Origin of the sequence: Microcystis sp. M169S2 (assembly GCF_020245865.1) — a bacterium.
Taxonomy (GTDB): Bacteria; Cyanobacteriota; Cyanobacteriia; order Cyanobacteriales; family Microcystaceae; genus Microcystis; species Microcystis ichthyoblabe_A.
Window position 1 is genome coordinate 1 of the sequence record NZ_JADBUB010000063.1, and the last position, 21,621, is coordinate 21,621.

The following is a 21,621-nucleotide window of genomic DNA, read 5'->3' on the forward strand; positions in this document are numbered from 1 at the left end:
AAATTGTCTCATCAATTTTTTGATAATTGACCACTGTTACATTTGGTAAATCGAGGAGTTGATCAAAATTTATCCACATAACCCACCTCCTGTTCTGTGTTACTATTATACCATGCTCACACAGAACCTAGAAGAGCCGGGATTTAGGGATTTAGGGAAATTTCAGCCAAATGCCGCACTACCCCACTACCCCACTTCTCGACTCCTATCCACTTATTCCTGATTTTGGGATTTTGGAATGACTAATTTACCGATACCCCAAGCGATGCCGAAAGTGGCAAGAGTTCCCAGAAAACCGGCGAGGGGAGTGGCCACACCTTCGGGAACACCTTTGAGGGCATAACCATCAAAAATTCGGGCGGAGGGTAATTGATTACCGAGGGCGTTAGGGTCTTCTTTTTGGCTAAATTGTAAGTCTTCCGCCACTCGATCGAGTCCGTCGGGATCGGGACTGGCAAAGGGAGAAAGAAAAACGGCGATAATTAGGGACAATACCAAGCCAATCAGGAAAAATTGGCTATTTCTGCGAATATTCATCGACTTAATTGCTTTATTGACGGGAAGCTTAGGAAGGGGAAACAGAAGTATTAACGGAATGGGGCGGATCGTAGAGGAGATCGGGACGGGTTCGCCAGATATAACCGACAGCGAAAACGGTAATCACCGCTTCCCCGATACCGATGAGGATATGCCAAGATAACATGGCAAAAAGGGCGACTAAAGGCGGTACAGTCCCCGATAAAGCCAATTGCAGGGCGCAAGCTAACGCAGCCACCACCACACTTGTCCAAGCGGCCAGGGCAACAGCGATCGCCATACTGCGCCAACGATGAAAACCGAGGGCTTTTCTAATCCCCAGATAGAGATAATAACCGCCAAAAGTCCCGATCAGACCCATATTGACGATATTTGCCCCTAAAACTGTTAAACCGCCATCTTGAAAAAATAAAGCTTGAACAATAAAAACCACCGCCATCACCAGAGAACCCGCCCAGGGACCGAGTAAAACCCCCGCGAGAGTCCCCCCTAACAAATGTCCGGAGGTTCCCCCCGGAATGGGAAAATTAATCATCTGGGCGGCAAAAATGAAGGCGGCACAAACTCCCATCAAAGGTACAGCCCGTTCAGCGTAGTGACCGCGCACTTTTTTGAGAGAAAAGCTAATCAGGACAACGGCAATTATCCAAGTAAATAGACTCACCGATGGACTCAAAAAGCCGTCGGGTATATGGAGGGCGAGATAAGGGGTCAGGAGAGGGTGAAACAAACCAACCCCTAGAAAATTAACAGACATTAAAATTCAGTCTCCTTGGCAATTTGGGTTAAAGATTTCCATAGAATTGCGTCGCTAGGACGGAAAAGTCCTCTCTTCTAGTAGATAACTAACCGCTTCATTTTACAATGCCCTCTCTGGGGATTTAAACCCTTTAGCTTCTTAAGAATTTCTGTTATTTTTCTGGTCGTCAGGGTTTAGCTATCAGCCAAAATCTCAATTATTCTCAAGCAGTCAAATTATTTAAATTATTATTAACTTTCGAGTTTTTTGTCGTTTTTATGCTAGGCATTAATCAGTGAGCAGTGAGCAGTTATCAGTTAGAAGAGGCTGGTGACTATTAACCAGTATTCACTAACTAAGGTGATCAGTTTTAAGTAATATTATTCACCGATATTCGGTTTACTGACCGGGTTGCTTGTGGCTATTGCCTAGTGATCGATGGTCAGGTTGGTGCTTTAATTGGTTTAGAGGTCATCTAATGATAAGCTATCAGAGATAACCCCCTCTTTTTCGCTTTTTCTAGCTTGGTATAAAACCGTGATCAACTCTGAAGAAAAAAGACCGACTTGGGACGAATATTTTTTGATGATCGCTAAATTAGCCGCCACCAGATCCACCTGTTTAGCTTTTCCCGTCGGTGCGGTAATTGTCAAAGATCGGCAGGTTTTAGCCACGGGTTACAATGGTTCTCCATCAGGAACAGTTCATTGTACTGCCCAGGGTTTTTGTTATCCCGGTTTGGGAACCTGTCGAGAATCCGGAGAAATTCCCTCTCGGGCAATTCATGCCGAAGCTAATGCGATCGCTCAAGCGGCTAAACACGGTATTTCTACCCAAGGAGCTAGTATCTATGTTACCTTAGAACCCTGTATTTCCTGTTTAAAACTAATTATTTCTTCGGGAATTAAAGAAGTTTTTTACGAAGCGGACTTTAATAGTGGGACAAAAGCCATTTTAAGGGATTCTTTTCTAGAAACGGGGATTATTAAATATAAAAAGATTTATTTATCAGAAGAAATGGCTAGTCATGCGGCCTTATTTTTATTAAATCCCATTTCGATCGATCTCAGGTAGTTATCCTCAACGGCGACATCAATGACGACCCCGCAACTTTTCGAGTGGGATGAAAATAAGCGTCAGGCTAATATATAGCGTTTCTGATTCACAAGAGGTACATTCCCGATCCTGAACAGCTTAATCAGCAAAGGTTTAAGTGTGCCGCACAGATGCGAGAACCGCTATAGAAAAACACGGCATAGATTTCGCCGACCTGGAAGCGATTTTTAGGGGTCCAATAATTGAGCGCGTGGATACCCGTCAGAATTACGGCGAAATTCGAGTGATTCTAGTGGGTACAATCGATAATATCGTTTTGGTGGTGGTTTATACATGGCGTGGCTCGGTTCGTCGAATAATTAGTGCTAGGAGGGCTAACAACCGTGAACGAAGAACATATTACCAGAGTCACCCGCGAACAGTGGGCGAAGTTGAAAGGCAAAACGAACTGGGAGAAAGTTAAAGAGATGAGCGAGGCGGAAATTGCCAAAAATGCCCTAGAAGACCCCGATAATCCCCCGCTGCCGGCTGATTTTTTCGATGAAGTTCTGGAATGCGCCCCGGGTTCCTTGAATCCCTAACCCTCCGATTAGTAACTGGATTTAGGGATTTTATCGGGGGCTGTATTAGCCTAGACTAACACAGCCCAAAGTTACGGTTTAAATGTCCAAATCCGTAAGATTTAAACGCGATCCGTGGGTTTCGATAAATTCTCGCCGGGGGGCAACTCGATCGCCCATAAGAATGGTAAATAATTCCTCTGCTTTGGCTGCGTCTTCGATTTCCACCCGTTTTAAAGTGCGAGTTTCGGGATTCATAGTAGTATCCCAAAGTTGTTGGGGCATCATTTCTCCTAACCCTTTAAAACGTTGGATTGTGTAGTTAGCATTGGAGGGAAATTCCGCTATCTTTTGCTGTAATTCTCGATCGCTATAGCAGTAGGAATGATTTTTACCGCGTTCCAATTTATAGAGAGGAGGACAGGCGATATATACATAACCTTGATCAATTAAATTCTTCTGATAACGATAGAAGAAAGTTAACAACAAAGTTCGGATGTGGGCGCCATCCACATCAGCGTCAGTCATTAAAACAATGCGATGATAGCGCAATTGTGAGGGGTCGAAATCTTCTCCTTTAATTCCTAAACCGAGAGCCGTAATCAAGGATTGAATTTCCGTATTTTTGTAGATTTTGGCATCATCGGTTTTTTCGATATTGAGGATTTTTCCCCGCAGAGGTAGAATCGCTTGAAAACGACGATCGCGCCCCTGTTTGGCACTGTTATGGACGAAAACGCCGGAAGCAAGGGCAAAGTTATGGGTATGAGGAACCTCGATATCATAGACATCGAATCTTGTTTCTAATCGCTCGATCGCCACAACTCGATGATTGTAATTAGACACCGCTTCTAAGGCTTTATTTTTATCACCATCAAAGTAGCGATCGCAGAAAGAATCAAATCGCAATATTGATTTATCCCGCGTCTGAAGCCGATATTTTTGATAAGCTTCCAAATCAATATAACCTCGTTCGATCTCAATTTGTTTTAAGGTCGCTAGGGTTTTTTGATAGTAAGTTTTATTCAAAGCATCACGACGTTTTGAACGAAATTCCCCTGTCCATTGTTCTTTAGTTTTCTCCCGTCGCCATGATAGTAAATCCTGATTTTGCCATTGTTGTTTGGCAGTTTCAGAATAAACTTGACGCTGTTCAGGATGGTCGATAAAGTATTGACGAACTTTATCCGCTTGTGCTTGGCGATTTGTCTGGTTACTCCAATATTGCTGTTGTGCTTGATAAAGTTGTTCGGCATTGTGTCGGCGGTATTCCTCATTTGTATCGTAGAAAGTGCGCCATTTTTCGGTCATGTAGGCTTTATATGCTGCTACTTCCCATTGTGCTTTGGCTTGTTCTGATAAAATTTGCCTTGTTTCTGGTTCTAACATTCGTTGACTCATCATCAAGCGAAATTCATCAGTCTGACGAAGTTGACGACATTTTTCGATCACTTCAGGACGATGTAAAGTTTTCTGAATGTGATAACGATGTAATTCCAAATGATCCTGAATGGATAATCTTTGAAGATTGGAGGGATTATTGTTCAGTTTATTGAAGTCTATGTGATGACAATGTTCTCCATCTTCGAGTTGATAAATTCCCTGCCAACGATTATACCAATCAGCGATCGCATGAGTGAACAACCAAGAATCGGAAGCGGGATTCCAGACCATTTCATAACCGTTAATGGTGATTCCGGGGTCACGAAGATCGGACAATTTCCGATACAAAGGCATTAAAGCATCTTCTGGAGTTAAAGCCGCAGCAGGTTTATAGCTACCATCTCTTAACAGGAAAAGATGGTCAGGAGTACAAATAATCGCTTCACCATGATCGAGAGTAATTTTAATTACTTCTGCGTCTTTTTTGGTGATGCGGGCATTAATAACTCGTTCAACCCCGATCGTGCCATTGTCACGAATGGTATAACAAAAATGTTCCTTTCCTTGGGCTTGTTCGGTCACTAGCTGTTTAAAACTGAGGTTGCGTCCATCGACAAGGGCGATTTCTGTATCACCATGAAAACAACCACCGGCGCTGTCACCTTCGACGATGTAAATTTCTGACTTTTCCGGGTCTCTTTCGCTACAATCAGCCAATTTACCCGGTAAAGGTGAGGATTCCAAGACCGATTTCCGTCGTACTAAGTCCCGGGCCCGTCGGGCTGCTTCCGCCGCTTTGTACGCTTGTACTGCTTTTTCGATAATCGTGTCGGCCACTTGGGGATTTTGTTCTAGGTATTCGTTGAGAGTTTCCCCCACCAGCGAATCGACGATACCCCGGACTTCGGTGTTACCCAATTTGGTCTTGGTTTGGCCCTCGAATTCCGGTTCGGGGACTTTTACGGAAATAACGGCGGTTAAACCCTCGCGGACGTTTTCCCCCGCTAGATTAGGCTCGTTTTCTTTAATTTTATTGCGTTTACGAGCAACATTATTTAAAGTACGAGTCAGAACTGCCTTTAATCCCTCTAGATGAGTTCCCCCGTCAATGGTGCGGATGTTATTAGCAAAACCGAGAATATTGTCGCTATAGGCATCTATACACCACTGAAAAGCCACTTCGATATTAATTCCCGTCTTTTCCCCCGATACATAGATAATATCTTTGTGCAGGGTTTCTTTTTCCCGACACATATAGGCGACGTATTCTTTAATACCCCCCTCATAACAATAGGTTTCGATGTGGGGTTCTTCGGGACGGTAATCGCTAAAGGTGATTTTAACACCCGCATTTAAGTAGGCTAGTTCTCGTAAACGTCCGGAGAGGGTACTGTAATCAAATTCGATGCCTTGGCTAAAAATTTCGGTGTCTGGCAGGAAATTAACCCTAGTTCCCGTTTTTTCCTCTTGACTGGGACTGCTGACCAATTCTGTGACGGGGATACCTCTTTCGTAGCGTTGGGTATGTACTTTATGATCGCGCCAGACTGTCACATCGACCCATGCAGAAAGAGCATTAACGACGGAAATCCCGACTCCGTGTAACCCTCCCGACACTTTATAACCACCACTGCCAAATTTACCGCCGGCATGAAGTATAGTGAGAACGGTTTCGAGGGCAGATTTACCCGTGGTGGGGTGAACATCGGTGGGAATACCCCGGCCATCGTCAGTGACGCTGACGGAACCATCGGCCTTGATATCCACTTCGATATGAGTACAGTAACCCGCTAGGGCCTCATCGATCGAGTTGTCCACCACTTCATAGACTAAATGATGTAGTCCCCGCGGCCCGGTCGTACCGATATACATCCCCGGCCGCTTCCTGACTGGTTCTAACCCTTCGAGAACTTGTATCTGTTCCGCGCCGTAGTTACTTGTCATAAAATTTCCCTGAAAAGGCTGTGATTCCTGATTGAACCTAAATGAATGGCAAAATCTTCAAAAATTGTAGCACATAAGGGTTAAAGACTGCTTAAATGCCTTTAGGGAGAATTTTTTATTGGGGTTGGGGTGTGGGGTGTGGGGTGTGGGGTGTGGGGTGTGGGGTGTGGGGAGAACAAAGCTGCCTTTTGCCTTTTGCCTTTTGCCTTTTGCCTTTTGCCTTTTGCTTACTGCCAATTACCGATCAATAGTTTCTAGACAATGTCATCCTCAAATTTATAACCGACACCGACTACAGTTTTGATAAAGATAGGATTAGCAGGATCGGGTTCTACTTTTTTGCGTAAGCGTCGGATATGGGTATCTACTACCCTTTCATCGCCAAAAAAATCATTCCCCCAGAGATTATCGATTAATTGGGTGCGACTCCAGACGCGATTGGGATAACTGACAAAGGTAGCTAATAAATTAAATTCTAAGGTGGTTAAATCGAGGGTTTCTTCCGGCATTCCCTCCAATTTACGAAGAGCAGAATGTTGATCTAAGTCGATAATAAAATGACGGCTGCGATGGAGTTGTTGGGGTTGACTATCGTGTCTTAAACTACGTCTTAATAAGGCTCTCACGCGAGCGGTTAATTCCCGGGGACTAAAGGGTTTGACCATATAATCGTCGGCTCCCGTAGATAGACCGATAATGCGATCAATTTCTTCTCCCCTAGCGGTTAACATTAAGATATAGGGGTCTTTTGTCCCCGGTTTTTGGCGGATTCTAGCACACAATTCTAGTCCGTCTAATTCGGGTAACATTAAATCTAAAATAACTAAGTCTGGTTGCTTTTGATAAAATAGTTCTAGTCCTACCCTACCATTATAAGCCAGATGACAAGTAAAGGACTCCCGCTCTAAAGTTTGCTGAATCAAATGGGCGATTTCAATTTCATCCTCGATAATAACGATATCCATACAAGGGAAAATTTTTACAAATATCTAAGCGCATTTTAACATATTAGCCATTCATTTCTTGCTCAGGGTTGAACATTGAAATAATCGTAATTTTTGATCATTTTTTGGGGGGAGAGTTGCCAACTCTCCCAACTTTGGTGGACTGGGGACTTTTCAAGGTAAAGGGACAAACTGCTCACCGGAGGGAGTCGAGCGCACTTGAATTAAGACCGGCTGACCAATGCGATCGCCAGTATTGGGATCAAAGCTAATTTTTCCGGTGGCCCCTGTTTGATGAAAATTGCCAGAGCGCAGCAGGGATTGTAGGCCTTGACGATGGGTATTTTCCCTTAAACCAGCAATAATCACCCGTGTAGCGTCAAAACTGGTGGCTGTGCGCCAACTAACTGGACCGCGCCACTGTTCCTGCATAAGATTGGCAAAAGTCTGGTTAACCGAGGGGTGCCAGGGTGCGGCAAGGGTTAAACCTTGGACGTTTTTGCCGCCATCTTCGAGGGTGCGAATATTGTAGAGGGTGGGACTACTAAACAGAGGCAAACGCTGACGATTGGAGCGAATAACCTCAAAAACGGGATCGAGACGATTAACATGAGCGACGACAAATAGGCCGTTAGCACCCCCAGAAATCGCCTGATTAAGAGCTTGATCGGCCTTAAAATTGGGTACACTCAGATCGCAGACAATCGGCACAATTTGACCGCCTTTTTTCGCCACATTAGCCATCAACTCATCTTTAAAGGAAATATTATCAGGAGCTTGAGAATCGTAGCAAAAAGCAATTTTCTGGACTTTAGCAGTATTTACTATGTAATTTGCTAATTTTTCCGTAATTTTGCCGTTAGAAGCCACCAGACGAAAGATATAATTTCCCGCACCGGAGAGATTATTAGCCAGGGAGGTGGGAGAAATCATCACCAAACCGCCTTTTTCGTAGATGGGAGCGGCGGCTAAACTGGCATCGGAGGCATTATGACCGACAACAGCGATAATATCGGGATTTTTGACTAATTCACCAGCTACCTCTTTCGATATCTGCGGCTGATTATCGTCATTAACCACGATAACCATCAGTTTTCTGCCGTTGATCCCTCCCTGTTGATTGATCTGGGTTTGTGCGCTGGCGACTCCTCGCAATATTTCCTGAGCGACGTTGGGATTAGTTGTCGCTGGCACAACAACGGCGATTTTGAAGGGATTTGAGCCAGTTTGCAGGTTGCTGAGATAAATTACGCTTTCGGGATCGTTGGGATGTTGAGCGAGGGATTTTTGCAGGAGTTGCTCTGCTTCTTGGTGATCACCTTGAGCAATGGCAGCGATCGCTGATTCTTTGGTGGTGTTAGAATTAGTTTTGATCAGGAGATGATTGCCGTAACTGATGCGGGGATTATTATCGGCTTTTGGGGCAAATATTGCCAATATTTGGGGAAAAAGAAACCAACCGATCAACCCCAGTAAAATATAGAAAATTGGCGGTAAGCTCGCTTTTTTGCCAGTCTTTGTCATCGCTTTACTCCTTAACTTTGCTGATTGAATTCGGCTAAACGGCGGTTAATTTCGTCATCAAGACTTAAGAAATCGATTTCTTGATCTAATTTCTCGCTATAGTTCTCGCTTAATTCACTATAGGCGTTTTCTTTTCGATAACGGTCTTTAATCGCTTCATTGGCATCCTCAAAGCGATCGCGGGAGGTATTGAGGTTGAGACTACTATCAAATTCGTTTATTTTACCTAAAGCCTCATTCATGGAACTAATCGCTTTTAAGTTGCTCATTTCTAATTTATAATGTTCGATTTTTTCCTGCTCTTGGCGAAGTTTTTCCTTAGCAGCAATGACCACTTTTTCGGCATTATCGACCCGATCTTTCATAGCGGGTAGAATTTTTTCTAGGGAGAGAACCTTAACCATAGCTAGTCTTGCTGCTTCTTGAAGACCTTTTTTTTGAGCGGTGACAGCCTGTTGCAAGTAGTTTGTGTGTTCCTGTTTTTTCGCCTCGTATTGTGCTTGGGCTGATTGCTGGGCTGCTACTACTTTCGCCACCGATTCTGTCAATTCCGCTAGGGATTTTTGCATCGATTCTAGGGATTCTTTGGCCGATTCTACGGCAATTTTGCCGCCGGATTCGATGGGAATACCCCACAACCAATTCCAGATCGCCAGGAGAGAATTTCCTGCCCTATCACCGATCAGCCAAAAAATCAAGGCCTTTGGGGTTAATTTTTTTAACAATTTCATGCCGTTTGTCTCCTAGAGGTGTTACCTGTTAATTAGGAGTGATGGCCAACTTTAATGCAGTGGATAAGGTTAAGTTTTGTAAAAAGTCTTGACAAGGATAGGAAGGTTTAGACTGGACCGGCAGATTTAATGGGAGCGAGGGGGACAAATTGACCATTTTTGACCTGTAGAATCAAGTAGCGGCGATCATCAGGATTATTGTTCATGTTGCGGACACCATTCTCATCGAATCTAACAGTGCCAGTCATTCCTTCAATAGAAAAATCGTTTCTTAAAACTTGATTTAACAATTTTCGATCGAATTTTTGTCCTTGTTGGGATAACTGTCGCAAAGCGTTGAGGATAACTTTGGTCGCATCGTAGGCCATGGGAGTGCGCCAAACATTGATCTTATTTTGCCAAAAACTGTGGATATAATTATCTCGTGTGAGATCATACCAAGGCACGGTGATAACTAAATTTTCTACCCCCTGTTCACCTTCTGCAAGGGTGAGATAACTTTGAAAAGAGGGGGAACCCAAAATTACTAAGTTTAACTGTTGTGCGGGACGTTGCTTAAAGATACTGACGGCTCTTTTCAGATCGTTAATATAGGGAGCAACCATGAGAATATTTACTTGATATTGAGCGATTTTTTGATAAATTTCCTGTTCATCTAAATTAATTTTTGGTTCGATATTGCAGTCAAAATCTTCATCTTTAACGAATGTTTGAAACTGCTGACCGAGAAGAATGTTTCTATATTTTTGAGCAAAGTTATAATTATCCCCAGAGCGACTATCGTAACAAATTAAATTAGTGGGGTTTTGGATAATTAGCTTGTCAGTTTGTTCGCGGATATATTCACTTAAGCTTGTGGCAAAAGTTTCCAGATCGGGAACCATTTTATATATATAGCCATTACCAGATATTTTCAGGGAAAAGCTGGTGGGAGATAGGGCCACAATTTTCCCTTGTACATAGATATCTTTGGCCGCTTCACTAGCAGCAGAAGCATTATGACCAACCACTGCTATGATTGACGGATCTTTAACAAATTTTTCGGCTCGATCTTTGGCATCTGCGGCGCTATTATTATCATTAGCTACCACTACCTGTAGAAAGTGAAACTCGGGGTTTTTGGCCTGTTCATCGTTTAACTCCTGTTGCAATAAAGCAATACCTCGTAAAATTTCCTGAGCAATTTCTGGATTATTACCAAGAGGAACACTGGTGGCAATTTTTAAGGGATTTCTGTCTTGATAGACCGCACGAGCGTTATTATAATAGATGCGAATCTCTGGATTATTGGGCAAGCGATCAAGGGATTTTTTAAAAAGCTGAATTGCTTGTTTATATTCTTTATTTTTAAAAGCTTGTCTTCCCCGTTCAATAATGTTATCTTGTCGGTTTGTCTTTAATAATATTTCTTCACCTAAGCTAATTTCTGGGTATTTACTGGCATCATCGGAAAATACTCCTCCCCAATATAAAACTGATAAAGTTACCAGAATACTTAAAATAAATAACAGAGCTTGTTTCCAGTGACGCAATAGACGTACAGGCCAACTTTGACCATAATCTTCTTGGGGACCGTCTCCTATATTTTCAGGAGGTAAAGGTAAAATTAATGGTGGTTCTTCAGGATTTTCTATCAAACGAGGCAGTAAAGAAGAACTAGCAGCATCCACCTCAAATTCGTGTAATTTTAATTCTTGCCGAGCGATTGTTAAGGATTCTTGTAGGGATTTATGTCCGAGAAAATTGGGAAGAAAAACTTCTAGAAATCTCAAAGCAACCCGCACAGCGATGGGTTCTTTCATAACAATAATATGTGGTACTCCGATATTAGCCAACTGACGACCAATACCTAACCCATCGCAGGAATTACAGATAACAAGTTTTAAGCCTTTTTTAACAGCTACTTCTAGGGAATTTCTTAAGTTATGTTCGGGAGATAAAGCCGTATTATTATCAATGATAAAAACTCCATCGTGACCGTCGCTACTGGTTTGACTATGACCTAAATAAACTACAATATCCCATTGATTTTTGATCAACTCATTGTGAATATTTTTCGTTGAAATAGGAACTTCTGAACTGGTACTCAATATTTGCATAGAAACCTTATCTGGGTTTCGTAAGACCGTTTGCAAACTGGATAAACACAGGGAATTATGCTCGTTTTTTATGTCAATATTACCCAAAATTACTAAAACCTTAATCGGCGGAGTAAGGTTAATTATCGGAGGATTTCTCTGGATGGTAAGAGCAATTTCCACATCGGGACACCATTCGTGTAAAAAATTCCAACACTCCCAGGGAATTTGTTGTAAATCAAAGTGGGTAGTTTGGATAAAAAATCTTACTTCTGACTCAGTACCTATATGGAACAAAATATGATTTTGTATCGAACTCAGATAACTAGAGTTTAGCCATTCATTTAGGCTATCTTTTAAAGTTTGAGTAGCTTGTCTCAGGTTGTCTCTAGGATCACCTACCGCTGCATTGGTGATCATACTATGAGGAACGGTAATTCCTAAACTGGGTTGACTTTTTACCCAATGATAATAAGCTCGACGATAATTTTGCAAAGCGTCAGCAATGTCAAGGTTAGGGACTAATCTACCCTCAGCAAAAGGTGCTATCAAGAGATGATTGTCACGAATTTCTAGAGTGACGGAAAATCCCGTTGCAAAATTTCCCTCCCCAATTTTCAGAATCACAACTCTGCTCATGTCTTTATCCTTGACATTTTCTGCTATCTCTATTAAATACTAAACTGCTCGGTAATGCTACTGTTCCCTAAACTTAGGTTAACATTAAAGCGATCGTCGGCATCAGCTAGAAAATAAAGTTGCAGATAGCTATCTAAGGGTTTCTCCCTTGCTTTTGCTTCTAAACTGGGGATTAATTGGCCTATTTCATCGCTAATTTGCAAAGATAAACCGGGGGGTAGCTTGGCAAAATTGTCCATGGCATAGGCACGAATTAAGACAGCAATTCTCTGGTCACTGGTCGATAAAACTCCCACCATTAAAGCGATTTTATAACCCATTAATTGACTACCCACATCGAGCATTTTACGGATAGCAGCATTGGGATAATGAGGATCGATATTCCAGAGATATTCGGCCGCTTGCCAGCGAATAGTTTCATCTTGGGTTTGATGTTGTAGTTTTGCTAAAGCTTCCTCTGGGGTTAAATGTTCCGAAAATTTCACCTCTTTTTGACTAGCATACAGTTGTCTAATTTCTCGCTGAATATCTGCCGGAGATTCTCGGCTGCTGATTTTTTCAGCAGCCAACAAAAACCCTAGATTAATTGGACGATAACTGTCGATAGTGCTGAGGATTTCCTGCCATTTCTCGCTAATAATTCCCTGCAACCATTGACTAAGTTTAGTGGGGATTACCTCTAAACGCTGCTGATAAAGTTTTTCTCGCCATTGTTGATTATTTAATAAAGCTAACCACTGCTGAAAACTAACATCTAATCTCGGAGAATAGGGTGAAACTTGACCTAACTTTTTAATTAAATTTTCTGCTGTTGCTGGCGATAAGGTTGCTAGAGATTCCAGTTTTCCTTTTTCACTTTCTCCCTCTAAACAACTCTGCCAAAGAATATCTAAATCATCAATAATTTGCTCACTGTCCAAATAATATTGATGGTAAATTGGATCGTATTCTGCGAGATTTTTAACATCTTTTCTGGATATAAAACCCCAGATATTGAGGAATTTTTCTGCTAAATCCACCTGCACCGCTAGATAAAAATCAGCCGCTAAATCGGGAATATCAACCCATTCTTGCTCTATTGTCAATCCCTCAATGTCAATCGATTTGCTGGGAATAGCAGTAACTTTTTTATCTTGAATTTGCCAAGTAAAACCGTTAATAAACTCCCAAAGATACTGATGGTTTTTAGGTATTATTTGAAGAGAAGAATCAAGATTATCTTTCAGCCAATTGCTTAAGCATATTTGGACTAAGTAATTAATCAAAGCCTGATTTTTGGCGGTTTGATTAGAGTATTGACCGAGAATCGATCGAGCTTGTTTAATCTCTGTTTCCGAAAAAGTTAGCCAAAGGGATTTCGGGTTAATTTGTTGCAAAATATCGAGGTTGACTTTCATGGTATTTCCTAACAGATTAGATTTAAGTTAAGTAGGACTGACAAAAATATTCTAGATAAGCATCGATCTCTTGTTTTTGCCGAGATTCTAATTTAATCTCATTTAACAACTTAGGACAATCTTTGCCTTCCCTTGCACAGAGTAGCTGATAAATTTTTTTACATAATTGGGTTATTTCTCGACTAATAGTAGATGAATGAACTCCCAATTGATTAGCGATCTGTGCTTGCGTCATCTTTTCATGATAGTAACAATATACAATCTGTTTAACTTCCTCCTCTTGAGTGATTAATAACTTCTTAATATCTTCCTGGATTTCTTGCTGTTGTAGTAAGTCTTGACTTGTCCTCTTGCTGGGGAGATTTTTCCAAAAATAATTGCTATCATGGTCATAATTAGTCGGCTCAAATTTAGAGTAAGGAGGATCGATGCGATTACGCATTATCTCCCCTATTTGATTGAGTTTTGCTTGCACTTCCCCCACGGTGAGAATAACTTGCGGTTGTAACTGCCGCAAGCGATCAATTACCTGTTGCCAATCCTCCTCTTGCCAGTTATCCAATGATCTAAGAGAAGCTTTTTTTACCTCTCGAAAACAGTTAAATATTAGCAGATGATTCTCGGTAAAGATACCCGATGCTCGTAAAACTTTTTGAATTTTGTTCGCACTAAAAAGACTGACTATACCGAGATTAGTCCTGCCAATAGTTTTATACTCTCCTCGCAGGAAATTATAGAGAGTATTTCTTAATTTTTTATCTGTCCATTTTTCTAAGATTAAGCGAAAAAATCTGGGTTTGGTCTTTTTATCCTGAAAGTTACCGTAAAAATTGCTAGGATTATTAATAATTGCCGTGGCAAGCAAATTCAGCAAATAGTAGAATAGGGTGTCATAATCGGCATCGATCCGATGGCCAACATTTTGATAGACCCTTTGCGTTACTATACAGGAGCGATATTGTAAAAAAACCATCCAATGAGACTTGACTAATTGGTTATTAGGATCATTCTGTAACCATTGCCACAGATCAAGATACACCGCTTCGTCATTTGCCACGCTTCCAGCGATCGCATCGATTGATCTTCTTAATTGTGGCACTTCGTACCAGAAAACTCGATCGCCTTCAATCGCTTTAATAGTAGTATAAAAGTACCTAACGCTCATCTCTATCACCGGCTACAGGTATCTGCTATCTGATTAGGTAAAAACCGAGGATTTTATGCAAGAGTAGCAAAGAAATTGAGCGATTCCCTTGCCAAGCGCACCTCTTTCTCTGACAATAGATGAGAGACTGATGAGAAACTATCAGTTATAGTGAGACAGCCTTAGCAAACCAGCAAAAGACTCATAAATTAACTCTGAGCTGCTACAAATTGCCGTTATACCAACTTCTAGGACAAAAATAGGAATGCGAGTAACCTTTACCGAAAATCAGGGTTTTAGAAAGGAATTGAATAAACGGGTTGATGCTTATTTTACCGAAAACGGCATCCCCACCAGAGATAATTTGGCCATGTATCTGAAGACGATCGCGATTTTAACCTGGGTAATTGCCGCTTGGCTATTTGTGCTTTTTGGTCCAGATATCTGGTGGCTAAAAATTATCGGTTGCATGGTTTTAGGGGGAGGATTAGCAGGGATTGGTTTTAGCATTGGTCATGATGCCAACCATGGCGGCTATTCTAGTAAAAAATGGGTTAATTCTCTCATGGGCATGAGCTACGATTATATCATCGGTACTTCCAGTTATCTCTGGCGTTTTCGTCATAATTATCTCCATCATACCTACACCAATGTTTTAGGGTACGATGTGGAAATTCACGGCGATGGTGTGGTGCGAATGACTCCCCATGCCGAGCATAAATGGTATCATCGTTATCAACATTTATTTATCCCGATTCTCTACGCTATAATTCCTATCTATTGGTCATTCTCCGATGTGCGCTCTATTCTCTTTGGTCATCGTTTTGGCGAGATTAAAATTCCCAATCCTAAACCGATCGATCTATTCGTTTTATTGAGCGGAAAAATTGTTTATCTCTTCTGGTTTATTGGCATTCCTCTTCTAGTTGGTTATAGTCCCCTAGAAATAGCGATCGGTTTTCTAATTGCTTTTATGACCTATGGAGTGCTTGCCTGTCATGTATTTATGTTAGCTCACGTTTTGGAACCCGCCGAATTTATTCAACCTTCGGAAACCAACCAAATCGAAGACGAATGGGCAATTTTTCAAGTGCGAACTACCGTGGATTTTGCCCCCAAAAATGCTTTTTTAAATTGGTATTTAGGGGGATTAAATTATCAAGTCGTTCACCATCTTTTTCCGCAGATTTGTCATATTCACTACCCTAAAATCGCCCCAATTTTAGCGGAAGTTTGCCAAGAATTTGGCGTTAATTATGCCGTTTATCCCACCCTGCGAGGTGCTTTAACTTATAATTATCGTTGGCTCAGACAATTGGGCAATAAACAAAGTAATTTCGATCTCAAATTAGCCAGCTAAAATCAGTTATCAGTTATCAGTTATCAGTTATCAGATGTAAGTTTTAAGTTAATTAATTAGTTAGTTATCTGGCTCTCTTAGGTTTGGTGGGCAAAATGTATTCTAAGATACATTCTTTCTGGCGAGCGCGTGGAAGGAACCACAAAGACACAAAGGACACAAAGATTGATCGATCCTCTGTAAGTTAAACTTATCACACAGAACCTAGAAGAGCCGTTATCTTTATCTTTATACCTGTTTACTGTTTACTGATCACTATTTACTGGTCACTGATTACTGATTACTGTTTACTGATCACTGAAAAATGAACCTACCCAACTCGATTACCCTATCGCGACTCTTGGGACTGCCATTAATTTTATACTGGTTGCACCAAGGCACAGAAATCGATCGCTGGTTAAGTTTAATTATCTTTCTGATTGCTGCCAGCACCGATTGGCTCGATGGTTATTTAGCGCGAAAATTGAATCAAATCACCGAATTAGGCAAATTTCTCGATCCTTTGGTCGATAAATTGCTGGTTCTCGCTCCTCTTTTAGCTCTCATTGAAATGGATTTAATTGCTGCTTGGGGAGTATTTTTGATTCTCGCTCGGGAATTAGCGATCGCTGGTTGGCGCATTAATCCCAATTTAACAGGAAATAGCGACATAAAAGGGGCTAATTGGTGGGGAAAAAGCAAAACAGTCAGCCAAATTGTCGCGATCGCTCTCTTGATTGCTCCCTTGCCTTCTGAATATAACTTAATTGCTCAGATCGCTTTTTGGCTATCAGTAGCATTAACTTTAATTTCTGGTGTGATTTATGTCACAACTGGACAAAAATTAACACACAATTGCTCACAACTTGACCAGATATAAAACAACGCACACTAGCAATAATTGAGGAAACAAACCTAAAAAATAACGATAGCCTAATCGGCGGTGATAGAGACGACATCCTAAAAATAGTTGTAGGGCAAACGATACCCTCTCTCAGGAACTTTAGTACAAATGCTCAAACTCCCGTTCCGCCTCTCCTGGACTCCCATGCAGTCTTAACGAGTAATTTAAATAGTCAACATCTTATGACAGGATTTTGCATCGTCTTCCGATGCGGCATAATCAAATTTAGCCTAGCAGATGCTGGTCGTGAGCAATAATCCAGGAAACAAGCCCCCAAAAAAATAGTTGCATTTTTTTTCCCGGTATATAATAATCGGGAGGAAGATTGTCAAACTCTTCAGATTCAAACAAATCATTCAAAGGAAAAACTATGGCCATTACTTTAGACTTCTCCGGTTCTCCCACTGGTGTTAATTTCAGTGTTGGGAGTGGGACAGTTGCCCAGGTCCTGAACTCCAATCCTACTCTCCCCGTTTCTCTGCCGAATACAGGCCTTACCGCCGATAATCTCACTTTCATTGGCCTTTTCGATGACGGCGATGCGGTTTGGAGAATAAACAACGCAGGCGATGCTGTTAGCGCAACCCTTGCATCTACAGCAGTCCCTGGCTTTACTACGAGCCTTAACCTGGCGGCAAATAGCCAGACCTTTGTTAGATCTACCGTTGGCGGCGTCCATAAGCTAACAATCGACGGTGCTACTTTCACGAAAGCCGCAGGTACGACAACCATATCTCTGGGCGCAGCACCAGCACCCGCTGGTCAAACTACGATCGCACCAATCAACAATTCCCTTCCCTATAACATTATAGGTAGTGCGTTCGGCGATACCCTAGTCGGTGGATTAAGTAACGATACCATCACCGGAGGCCTAGGCGCTGACAATCTAAGGGGTAATTCTGGATCCGATTCACTAAATGGTGAGGCTGGAGACGATTCACTAGATGGTGGTTCTGGAAACGATACCCTATTGGGTGGTACTGGAAACGATACCCTATTGGGTGGTACTGGAAACGATACCCTAACTGGTGGTGCTGGTGCTGATCATTTTGCTTACAATAATACCAATCAGGGCGTTGACACCATCGACGATTTTAGCACCGCTCAAGTTGATCTTATCCAAGTCTCCGCCTCAGGCACCGGTTTCGCCGGTAGCGGACTGGTTGCCGGTCTTTTGCCTGGTACGGCATTCTTTTCTAGTCCCACGGCAGGACCTGGCAGTGGTAATGCCGCTACCAGATTTATCTACAATACTACCAGTGGTAACTTATGGTTTGACCGAGATGGTACTGGTGCCACTGCTTCGGTTCAACTCGCAACCCTCACTAACTTACCAGCAGCCTTCGACCACTCCTATATTGTCATTGTCTAATCTATGCCTGTCCCTCCCCTGCGGTGGGTTGGGCAGTTGTGGATTTTTGGGGTAAAACTAAGCCACCAGAAATAATCTCTGTGGGTGTGTTAGCTAGAGCTAGGACACCCTTATTACTGTGAACCATTTAAATTGCTGGTTGAGATAAGGCAAGAGGCAACAGTAAAGAGATTGGGGAGAGATTCGGCGTCTCTCTCACTCTTTGTGTGATAAGTTTAATCTTTGTGTCCTTTGTGTCTTTGTGGTTGATTCCACTAATCTTAAGGATAGACGGTTAAAATGCGTCTGAGCTTGAGAGTCATTGGGATTAGTTTTGTGTAGTGATTAACTGACGGTGATAATCGCCCCATAACCGGGCTGACTGTTGACTGCTGCCGGAAGTGGGGGAATTGTTATCATTCCCTAACCAAATGCCCGTCACCCAGTGGCGACGGGGAAGATAACCGATAAACCAGAGATCCACATAATTATTAGTGGTTCCCGTTTTACCCGCTTCTCCCATGCCAATACTGGCAGCGCCTCCTGTACCATTAGTTATCACCCCCCGCAATAGGCTATTCATCGTCTCGGCGGTTTTAGGGGAGATTACCTGCTGATTTCTCTCGTTATCCTCGCCATAGTCATAAATAACCCGACAGGTACTCAAATCCTCCACATTTTCACAGTCGGAAGCGTCGAGAATGCGTTTAATGGCGTGGGGACGATTCCAGCGCCCACCGTGGTCAAAAACCCCATAAGCGCCAGTCATTTCCAAGACATTTACCTCGCTTTGCCCTAAAATTAGCCCCGGTACAGCATTTAAAGGTGATTTTATCCCCAAACGTTCCGCCACATTGACCACATTACTTAATCCTGCCTCGCGAGCAATGCGAAGGGCGACGCTATTTTCCGATTGCGCTAAACCTTGAAACATATTGATGGCCCCGCTACTGCGTTCACAGGGAGAATAGGCCTGTCCTTGCCAAGAAAGTCCCGCGCAGCTATAGGTTTTATAGGGCGATATTCCCTGTTCTAGGGCGGCAGCATAAGCAAATACCTTAAAAGTGGAACCGGGTTGACGTTTAGCTTGGATAGCGCGGTTAAATTGGCTTTTTTGATAGTCAACTCCCCCGACTAAAGCGAGAATTTCCCCGGTTTGACTGTTTAGGGTAACTAAAGCCCCTTGGGAGTATCGATAGCGGGGGCCTTGGTTTAAGACATTATTTTTTAAGCTTTTTTCTGCGATCGCTTGCAGCCGGCGGTCTAAACTGGTTTCAACGATAAAATTGCCCTCTTTGGCCACTTCTTCCCCTAAAAGGTCCTGTAATTCCTCGAAAACGTAACTATAAAAATATGGTGCAATCGTACTAGATAGGGATTTTTTAGCTTGGGGACTGATTTCGATGCGGGATCTGCGAGCGCTGGCGGCCTCTTCTGGGGAAATCATGCCTAATTGGGCCATGCGATCGATGACACGATTGCGTAATTGTACGGAAGTGTCGTAATCTTGAATGGGATTAAATAAATTCGGGGCGGGTAACATAGCCACAAGGGTAGCAGCCTCGGAGATATCTAAATCTCTAGCGGATTTATCGAAATAAAAGCGGGCTGCGTCTTCAAAACCGTAACCGCCCAGACCGAGATAAACTCGATTGAGATAGGTTTTGAGAATTGTATCCTTACTATAGACCGCTTCTAATTGTAAAGCGACCACAGCCTCCCGGAGTTTGCGATCGGCAGTATTTTGGCGACCGACTTCCGGAAATAAACTACGCGCTAACTGTTGAGTCAGGGTGCTGGCCCCTTGACGAATGCCTTGACCTTGCCAATTAATCATAACAGCCCGGACAATCCCGAAAGGATCAACGCCAAAATGCCAGTAAAAACGACTATCTTCGGAAGCGACAAGCGCCTTGGGCAAATAGGGAGAAAAATCCCCCAGATTATCTAATTCTTGGTGAGTTTCCTGTCGCCTGGGATTGAGGGGAGTTTGACCATCCCTAGGGTAAACCACCACCGGACCGCTCACCCCGGAAGGGAGTGGATAAACATTAACTTTGCGACTTTCCCAGATAACCGCTAAAACTAATAAACCGAAAATACCCCCCGCACCGTAGAAACCATAGCGCAAAAGTTTCGCCCACAGGGGAGGGGGACAGTAATAGGAGATGGTGACACAATTGGCTAAGTCTGGAGGGGCCAGGGTAAAGGTATCACCATGACGCAGGGAAACGCTTTTCAGACGACGTTTACCCATATAAACCCCGTTAGTGGAGTTTTCATCTGTGAGTAGGAAATTATGGGGATTTTTCGGGTCACGCTGCAGGGAACAATGAATCTGACTCACCACGGTATTACGGATAGTAATATCACAGGAACTGGAACTGCGGCCTAACAAATAGCGATCGCCGATAAGGGGATATTTGCTTTCCCCGCTGCCATTCTCGTTTTTAAGGCGTAATTCGGGAACTCTCGCCCCTTTTTTGAGATTTACCGCCTGAAAATTCACCTTTCCTTGCAATTTCTGCACAGCAACGGTGACAAGTTGACTAATTTGGGTTTTCGGCGACTGGTTAGACATAGTTTTTATCAGTTATCAGCTTCTGGAGGCAAGTGGGGAAGTGGGGAATTGCAACTAAAACCCTAACACCCCAATTCATCCCCAATATCCCTAAATTGCCATTTTAGCCTCTAAAGCTTTGAGGTATTCCGTATTGACTCCCGACTCGCGAATCAGAGCAATTTTACCGGTACGGGCTACCTCGCGAACGCCAAATTTATTCAGCATTTGCATAATCGCCACCATTTTACCCGGATCCCCCACCACTTCGATGGTCAGGGTTTCCTCGGAAATATCCACAATTCGCGCTCGGAATACCTGCGCTAATTCGATCACTTCTGCTCGGCGCTCGGCGGTAGCATTAACTTTAATCAGCATTAATTCCCTTTCCACACAAGGGGTTTGGGTGATATCCTGCACCTTGAGGACGTTAATTAATTTGTAAAGTTGTTTGGTTAACTGTTCGATGCTGTCCTCGTCTCCTGGCACTACCATCGTAATGCGAGAAACTCCCATCTGTTCGGCAGGACCCACGGCCAGACTTTCAATATTAAAGCCGCGACGGGCAAATAATCCAGCAATACGGGTTAAGACTCCCGCTTCATCTTCAACTAATACGGATAATGTGTGTTTCATGGCGATCTATCTACACAACCTATATTTAACTATTGTAAGACAGGAGGCAAGGCCAGAACAGCTTGTTTTCGCCCCACGACGATAAGAAATTTTAACAGATAAAATCCCCCTAGCAGCAGGGCGAGCCGGGGAGCAAAAGCTGACGGCTGACTCAT

The 21,621-nt window shown here is 42.8% G+C and carries 21 protein-coding genes; 6 read left to right on the forward strand and 15 right to left on the reverse strand.

Features of this window, described 5'->3' with window-relative positions; genetic code table 11:
- Positions 1-213 precede the first annotated feature (213 nt).
- Both IM485_RS06570 and IM485_RS06575 read right to left on the reverse strand, forming a co-directional pair.
- Positions 214-537 carry a PDGLE domain-containing protein gene (locus IM485_RS06570; protein ID WP_002737314.1) on the reverse strand — a complete coding sequence of 108 codons (324 nt, stop codon included), beginning with the start codon at positions 535-537 and terminating at the stop codon, positions 214-216.
- Positions 538-565: 28 nt separating this feature from the next.
- Positions 566-1,294, reverse strand: a complete 729-nt coding sequence (locus tag IM485_RS06575) for an energy-coupling factor ABC transporter permease (protein WP_287742057.1) — start codon at positions 1,292-1,294, stop codon at positions 566-568.
- Positions 1,295-1,813: 519 nt separating this feature from the next.
- On the opposite strand from IM485_RS06575, the gene IM485_RS06580 reads away from it, so the two are divergent.
- The 3 genes from IM485_RS06580 (at position 1,814) to IM485_RS06590 (ending at position 2,913) form a co-directional block, all read left to right on the forward strand.
- Positions 1,814-2,350: a deoxycytidylate deaminase gene (locus tag IM485_RS06580; RefSeq protein ID WP_024969909.1), complete on the forward strand. Its 537-nt coding sequence runs from the start codon at positions 1,814-1,816 to the stop codon at positions 2,348-2,350.
- A gap of 139 nt (positions 2,351-2,489) precedes the next feature.
- A complete protein-coding gene (locus IM485_RS06585; RefSeq protein ID WP_287742059.1) occupies positions 2,490-2,795 on the forward strand; it encodes a BrnT family toxin in 306 nt (101 codons plus the stop codon).
- Positions 2,716-2,913, forward strand: a complete 198-nt coding sequence (locus tag IM485_RS06590) for a hypothetical protein (RefSeq protein ID WP_071839392.1) — start codon at positions 2,716-2,718, stop codon at positions 2,911-2,913. The genes IM485_RS06585 and IM485_RS06590 overlap by 80 nt, the downstream gene beginning before the upstream one ends.
- A gap of 78 nt (positions 2,914-2,991) precedes the next feature.
- On the opposite strand, the gene gyrB is transcribed toward IM485_RS06590, so the two are convergent.
- The 8 genes from gyrB to IM485_RS06630 all read right to left on the reverse strand — a co-directional run bounded on the left by gyrB (position 2,992) and on the right by IM485_RS06630 (position 14,697).
- Positions 2,992-6,219 (reverse strand): DNA topoisomerase (ATP-hydrolyzing) subunit B, encoded by a 3,228-nt coding sequence (gene gyrB, locus IM485_RS06595; protein ID WP_287742063.1) that lies wholly within the window; start codon positions 6,217-6,219, stop codon positions 2,992-2,994.
- A gap of 57 nt (positions 6,220-6,276) precedes the next feature.
- Positions 6,277-6,456, reverse strand: a complete 180-nt coding sequence (locus tag IM485_RS06600; protein ID WP_104396396.1) for a hypothetical protein — start codon at positions 6,454-6,456, stop codon at positions 6,277-6,279.
- A gap of 17 nt (positions 6,457-6,473) precedes the next feature.
- Positions 6,474-7,184, reverse strand: coding sequence for a response regulator transcription factor (locus tag IM485_RS06605; protein ID WP_104396397.1), 711 nt, complete (start codon positions 7,182-7,184; stop codon positions 6,474-6,476).
- 153 nt (positions 7,185-7,337) lie between these two features.
- Complete coding sequence (locus IM485_RS06610) at positions 7,338-8,687, reverse strand: ABC transporter substrate-binding protein (protein WP_287742066.1); 1,350 nt, start codon at positions 8,685-8,687, stop codon at positions 7,338-7,340.
- Between the two features lie 11 nt (positions 8,688-8,698).
- A complete protein-coding gene (locus tag IM485_RS06615; protein ID WP_287742069.1) occupies positions 8,699-9,418 on the reverse strand; it encodes a PspA/IM30 family protein in 720 nt (239 codons plus the stop codon).
- A gap of 107 nt (positions 9,419-9,525) precedes the next feature.
- Positions 9,526-12,135, reverse strand: a complete 2,610-nt coding sequence (locus IM485_RS06620; protein WP_287742071.1) for an ABC transporter substrate-binding protein — start codon at positions 12,133-12,135, stop codon at positions 9,526-9,528.
- Between the two features lie 32 nt (positions 12,136-12,167).
- Entirely contained in the window at positions 12,168-13,532 is a 1,365-nt protein-coding gene (locus tag IM485_RS06625; protein ID WP_287742073.1) for a DUF1822 family protein, read from the reverse strand.
- A gap of 22 nt (positions 13,533-13,554) precedes the next feature.
- Positions 13,555-14,697, reverse strand: coding sequence for a sigma factor-like helix-turn-helix DNA-binding protein (locus IM485_RS06630; RefSeq protein WP_287742075.1), 1,143 nt, complete (start codon positions 14,695-14,697; stop codon positions 13,555-13,557).
- A gap of 244 nt (positions 14,698-14,941) precedes the next feature.
- Here IM485_RS06630 and IM485_RS06635 point away from each other — a divergent pair, with 244 nt between their 5' ends.
- Positions 14,942-16,036 carry a fatty acid desaturase family protein gene (locus tag IM485_RS06635; protein WP_104396400.1) on the forward strand — a complete coding sequence of 365 codons (1,095 nt, stop codon included), beginning with the start codon at positions 14,942-14,944 and terminating at the stop codon, positions 16,034-16,036.
- 304 nt (positions 16,037-16,340) lie between these two features.
- Positions 16,341-16,895 carry a CDP-diacylglycerol--glycerol-3-phosphate 3-phosphatidyltransferase gene (pgsA, locus tag IM485_RS06640; protein WP_104396401.1) on the forward strand — a complete coding sequence of 185 codons (555 nt, stop codon included), beginning with the start codon at positions 16,341-16,343 and terminating at the stop codon, positions 16,893-16,895.
- Between the two features lie 249 nt (positions 16,896-17,144).
- Here pgsA and IM485_RS06645 read toward each other — a convergent pair whose 3' ends face one another.
- Complete coding sequence (locus IM485_RS06645) at positions 17,145-17,651, reverse strand: hypothetical protein (protein WP_287742112.1); 507 nt, start codon at positions 17,649-17,651, stop codon at positions 17,145-17,147.
- Between the two features lie 76 nt (positions 17,652-17,727).
- On the opposite strand from IM485_RS06645, the gene IM485_RS06655 reads away from it, so the two are divergent.
- On the forward strand, positions 17,728-18,291 hold the full coding sequence (locus IM485_RS06655) for a calcium-binding protein (protein ID WP_502882161.1): 564 nt from the start codon (positions 17,728-17,730) through the stop codon (positions 18,289-18,291).
- 1 nt (position 18,292) lies between these two features.
- On the opposite strand, the gene IM485_RS06660 is transcribed toward IM485_RS06655, so the two are convergent.
- The 4 genes from IM485_RS06660 to IM485_RS06675 all read right to left on the reverse strand — a co-directional run bounded on the left by IM485_RS06660 (position 18,293) and on the right by IM485_RS06675 (position 21,621).
- Positions 18,293-18,418, reverse strand: coding sequence for a hypothetical protein (locus IM485_RS06660; protein ID WP_287742079.1), 126 nt, complete (start codon positions 18,416-18,418; stop codon positions 18,293-18,295).
- 180 nt (positions 18,419-18,598) lie between these two features.
- Positions 18,599-20,851: a PBP1A family penicillin-binding protein gene (locus IM485_RS06665; RefSeq protein ID WP_287742082.1), complete on the reverse strand. Its 2,253-nt coding sequence runs from the start codon at positions 20,849-20,851 to the stop codon at positions 18,599-18,601.
- 90 nt (positions 20,852-20,941) lie between these two features.
- Positions 20,942-21,466 carry an acetolactate synthase small subunit gene (ilvN, locus tag IM485_RS06670; RefSeq protein WP_002743360.1) on the reverse strand — a complete coding sequence of 175 codons (525 nt, stop codon included), beginning with the start codon at positions 21,464-21,466 and terminating at the stop codon, positions 20,942-20,944.
- 29 nt (positions 21,467-21,495) lie between these two features.
- Positions 21,496-21,621: a hypothetical protein gene (locus tag IM485_RS06675; protein WP_265578346.1), complete on the reverse strand. Its 126-nt coding sequence runs from the start codon at positions 21,619-21,621 to the stop codon at positions 21,496-21,498.

Bases quoted from the DNA above. Each gene is read 5' to 3' on its own strand.
- IM485_RS06605 (WP_104396397.1), bottom strand. From the start codon at position 7,184: ATGGATATCGTTATTATCGAGGATGAAATTGAAATCGCCCATTTGATT.
- IM485_RS06660 (WP_287742079.1), bottom strand. From the start codon at position 18,418: ATGGTTCACAGTAATAAGGGTGTCCTAGCTCTAGCTAACACACCCACA.
- IM485_RS06675 (WP_265578346.1), bottom strand. From the start codon at position 21,621: ATGAGTCAGCCGTCAGCTTTTGCTCCCCGGCTCGCCCTGCTGCTAGGG.
- IM485_RS06665 (WP_287742082.1), bottom strand. From the start codon at position 20,851: ATGTCTAACCAGTCGCCGAAAACCCAAATTAGTCAACTTGTCACCGTT.
- ilvN (WP_002743360.1), bottom strand. From the start codon at position 21,466: ATGAAACACACATTATCCGTATTAGTTGAAGATGAAGCGGGAGTCTTA.
- IM485_RS06575 (WP_287742057.1), bottom strand. From the start codon at position 1,294: ATGTCTGTTAATTTTCTAGGGGTTGGTTTGTTTCACCCTCTCCTGACC.
- IM485_RS06635 (WP_104396400.1), top strand. From the start codon at position 14,942: ATGCGAGTAACCTTTACCGAAAATCAGGGTTTTAGAAAGGAATTGAAT.
- IM485_RS06610 (WP_287742066.1), bottom strand. From the start codon at position 8,687: ATGACAAAGACTGGCAAAAAAGCGAGCTTACCGCCAATTTTCTATATT.
- gyrB (WP_287742063.1), bottom strand. From the start codon at position 6,219: ATGACAAGTAACTACGGCGCGGAACAGATACAAGTTCTCGAAGGGTTA.
- IM485_RS06630 (WP_287742075.1), bottom strand. From the start codon at position 14,697: ATGAGCGTTAGGTACTTTTATACTACTATTAAAGCGATTGAAGGCGAT.
- IM485_RS06615 (WP_287742069.1), bottom strand. From the start codon at position 9,418: ATGAAATTGTTAAAAAAATTAACCCCAAAGGCCTTGATTTTTTGGCTG.
- IM485_RS06625 (WP_287742073.1), bottom strand. From the start codon at position 13,532: ATGAAAGTCAACCTCGATATTTTGCAACAAATTAACCCGAAATCCCTT.
- pgsA (WP_104396401.1), top strand. From the start codon at position 16,341: ATGAACCTACCCAACTCGATTACCCTATCGCGACTCTTGGGACTGCCA.
- IM485_RS06620 (WP_287742071.1), bottom strand. From the start codon at position 12,135: ATGAGCAGAGTTGTGATTCTGAAAATTGGGGAGGGAAATTTTGCAACG.
- IM485_RS06570 (WP_002737314.1), bottom strand. From the start codon at position 537: ATGAATATTCGCAGAAATAGCCAATTTTTCCTGATTGGCTTGGTATTG.
- IM485_RS06645 (WP_287742112.1), bottom strand. From the start codon at position 17,651: ATGGTTGTCGTACCTGCGGCTTTCGTGAAAGTAGCACCGTCGATTGTT.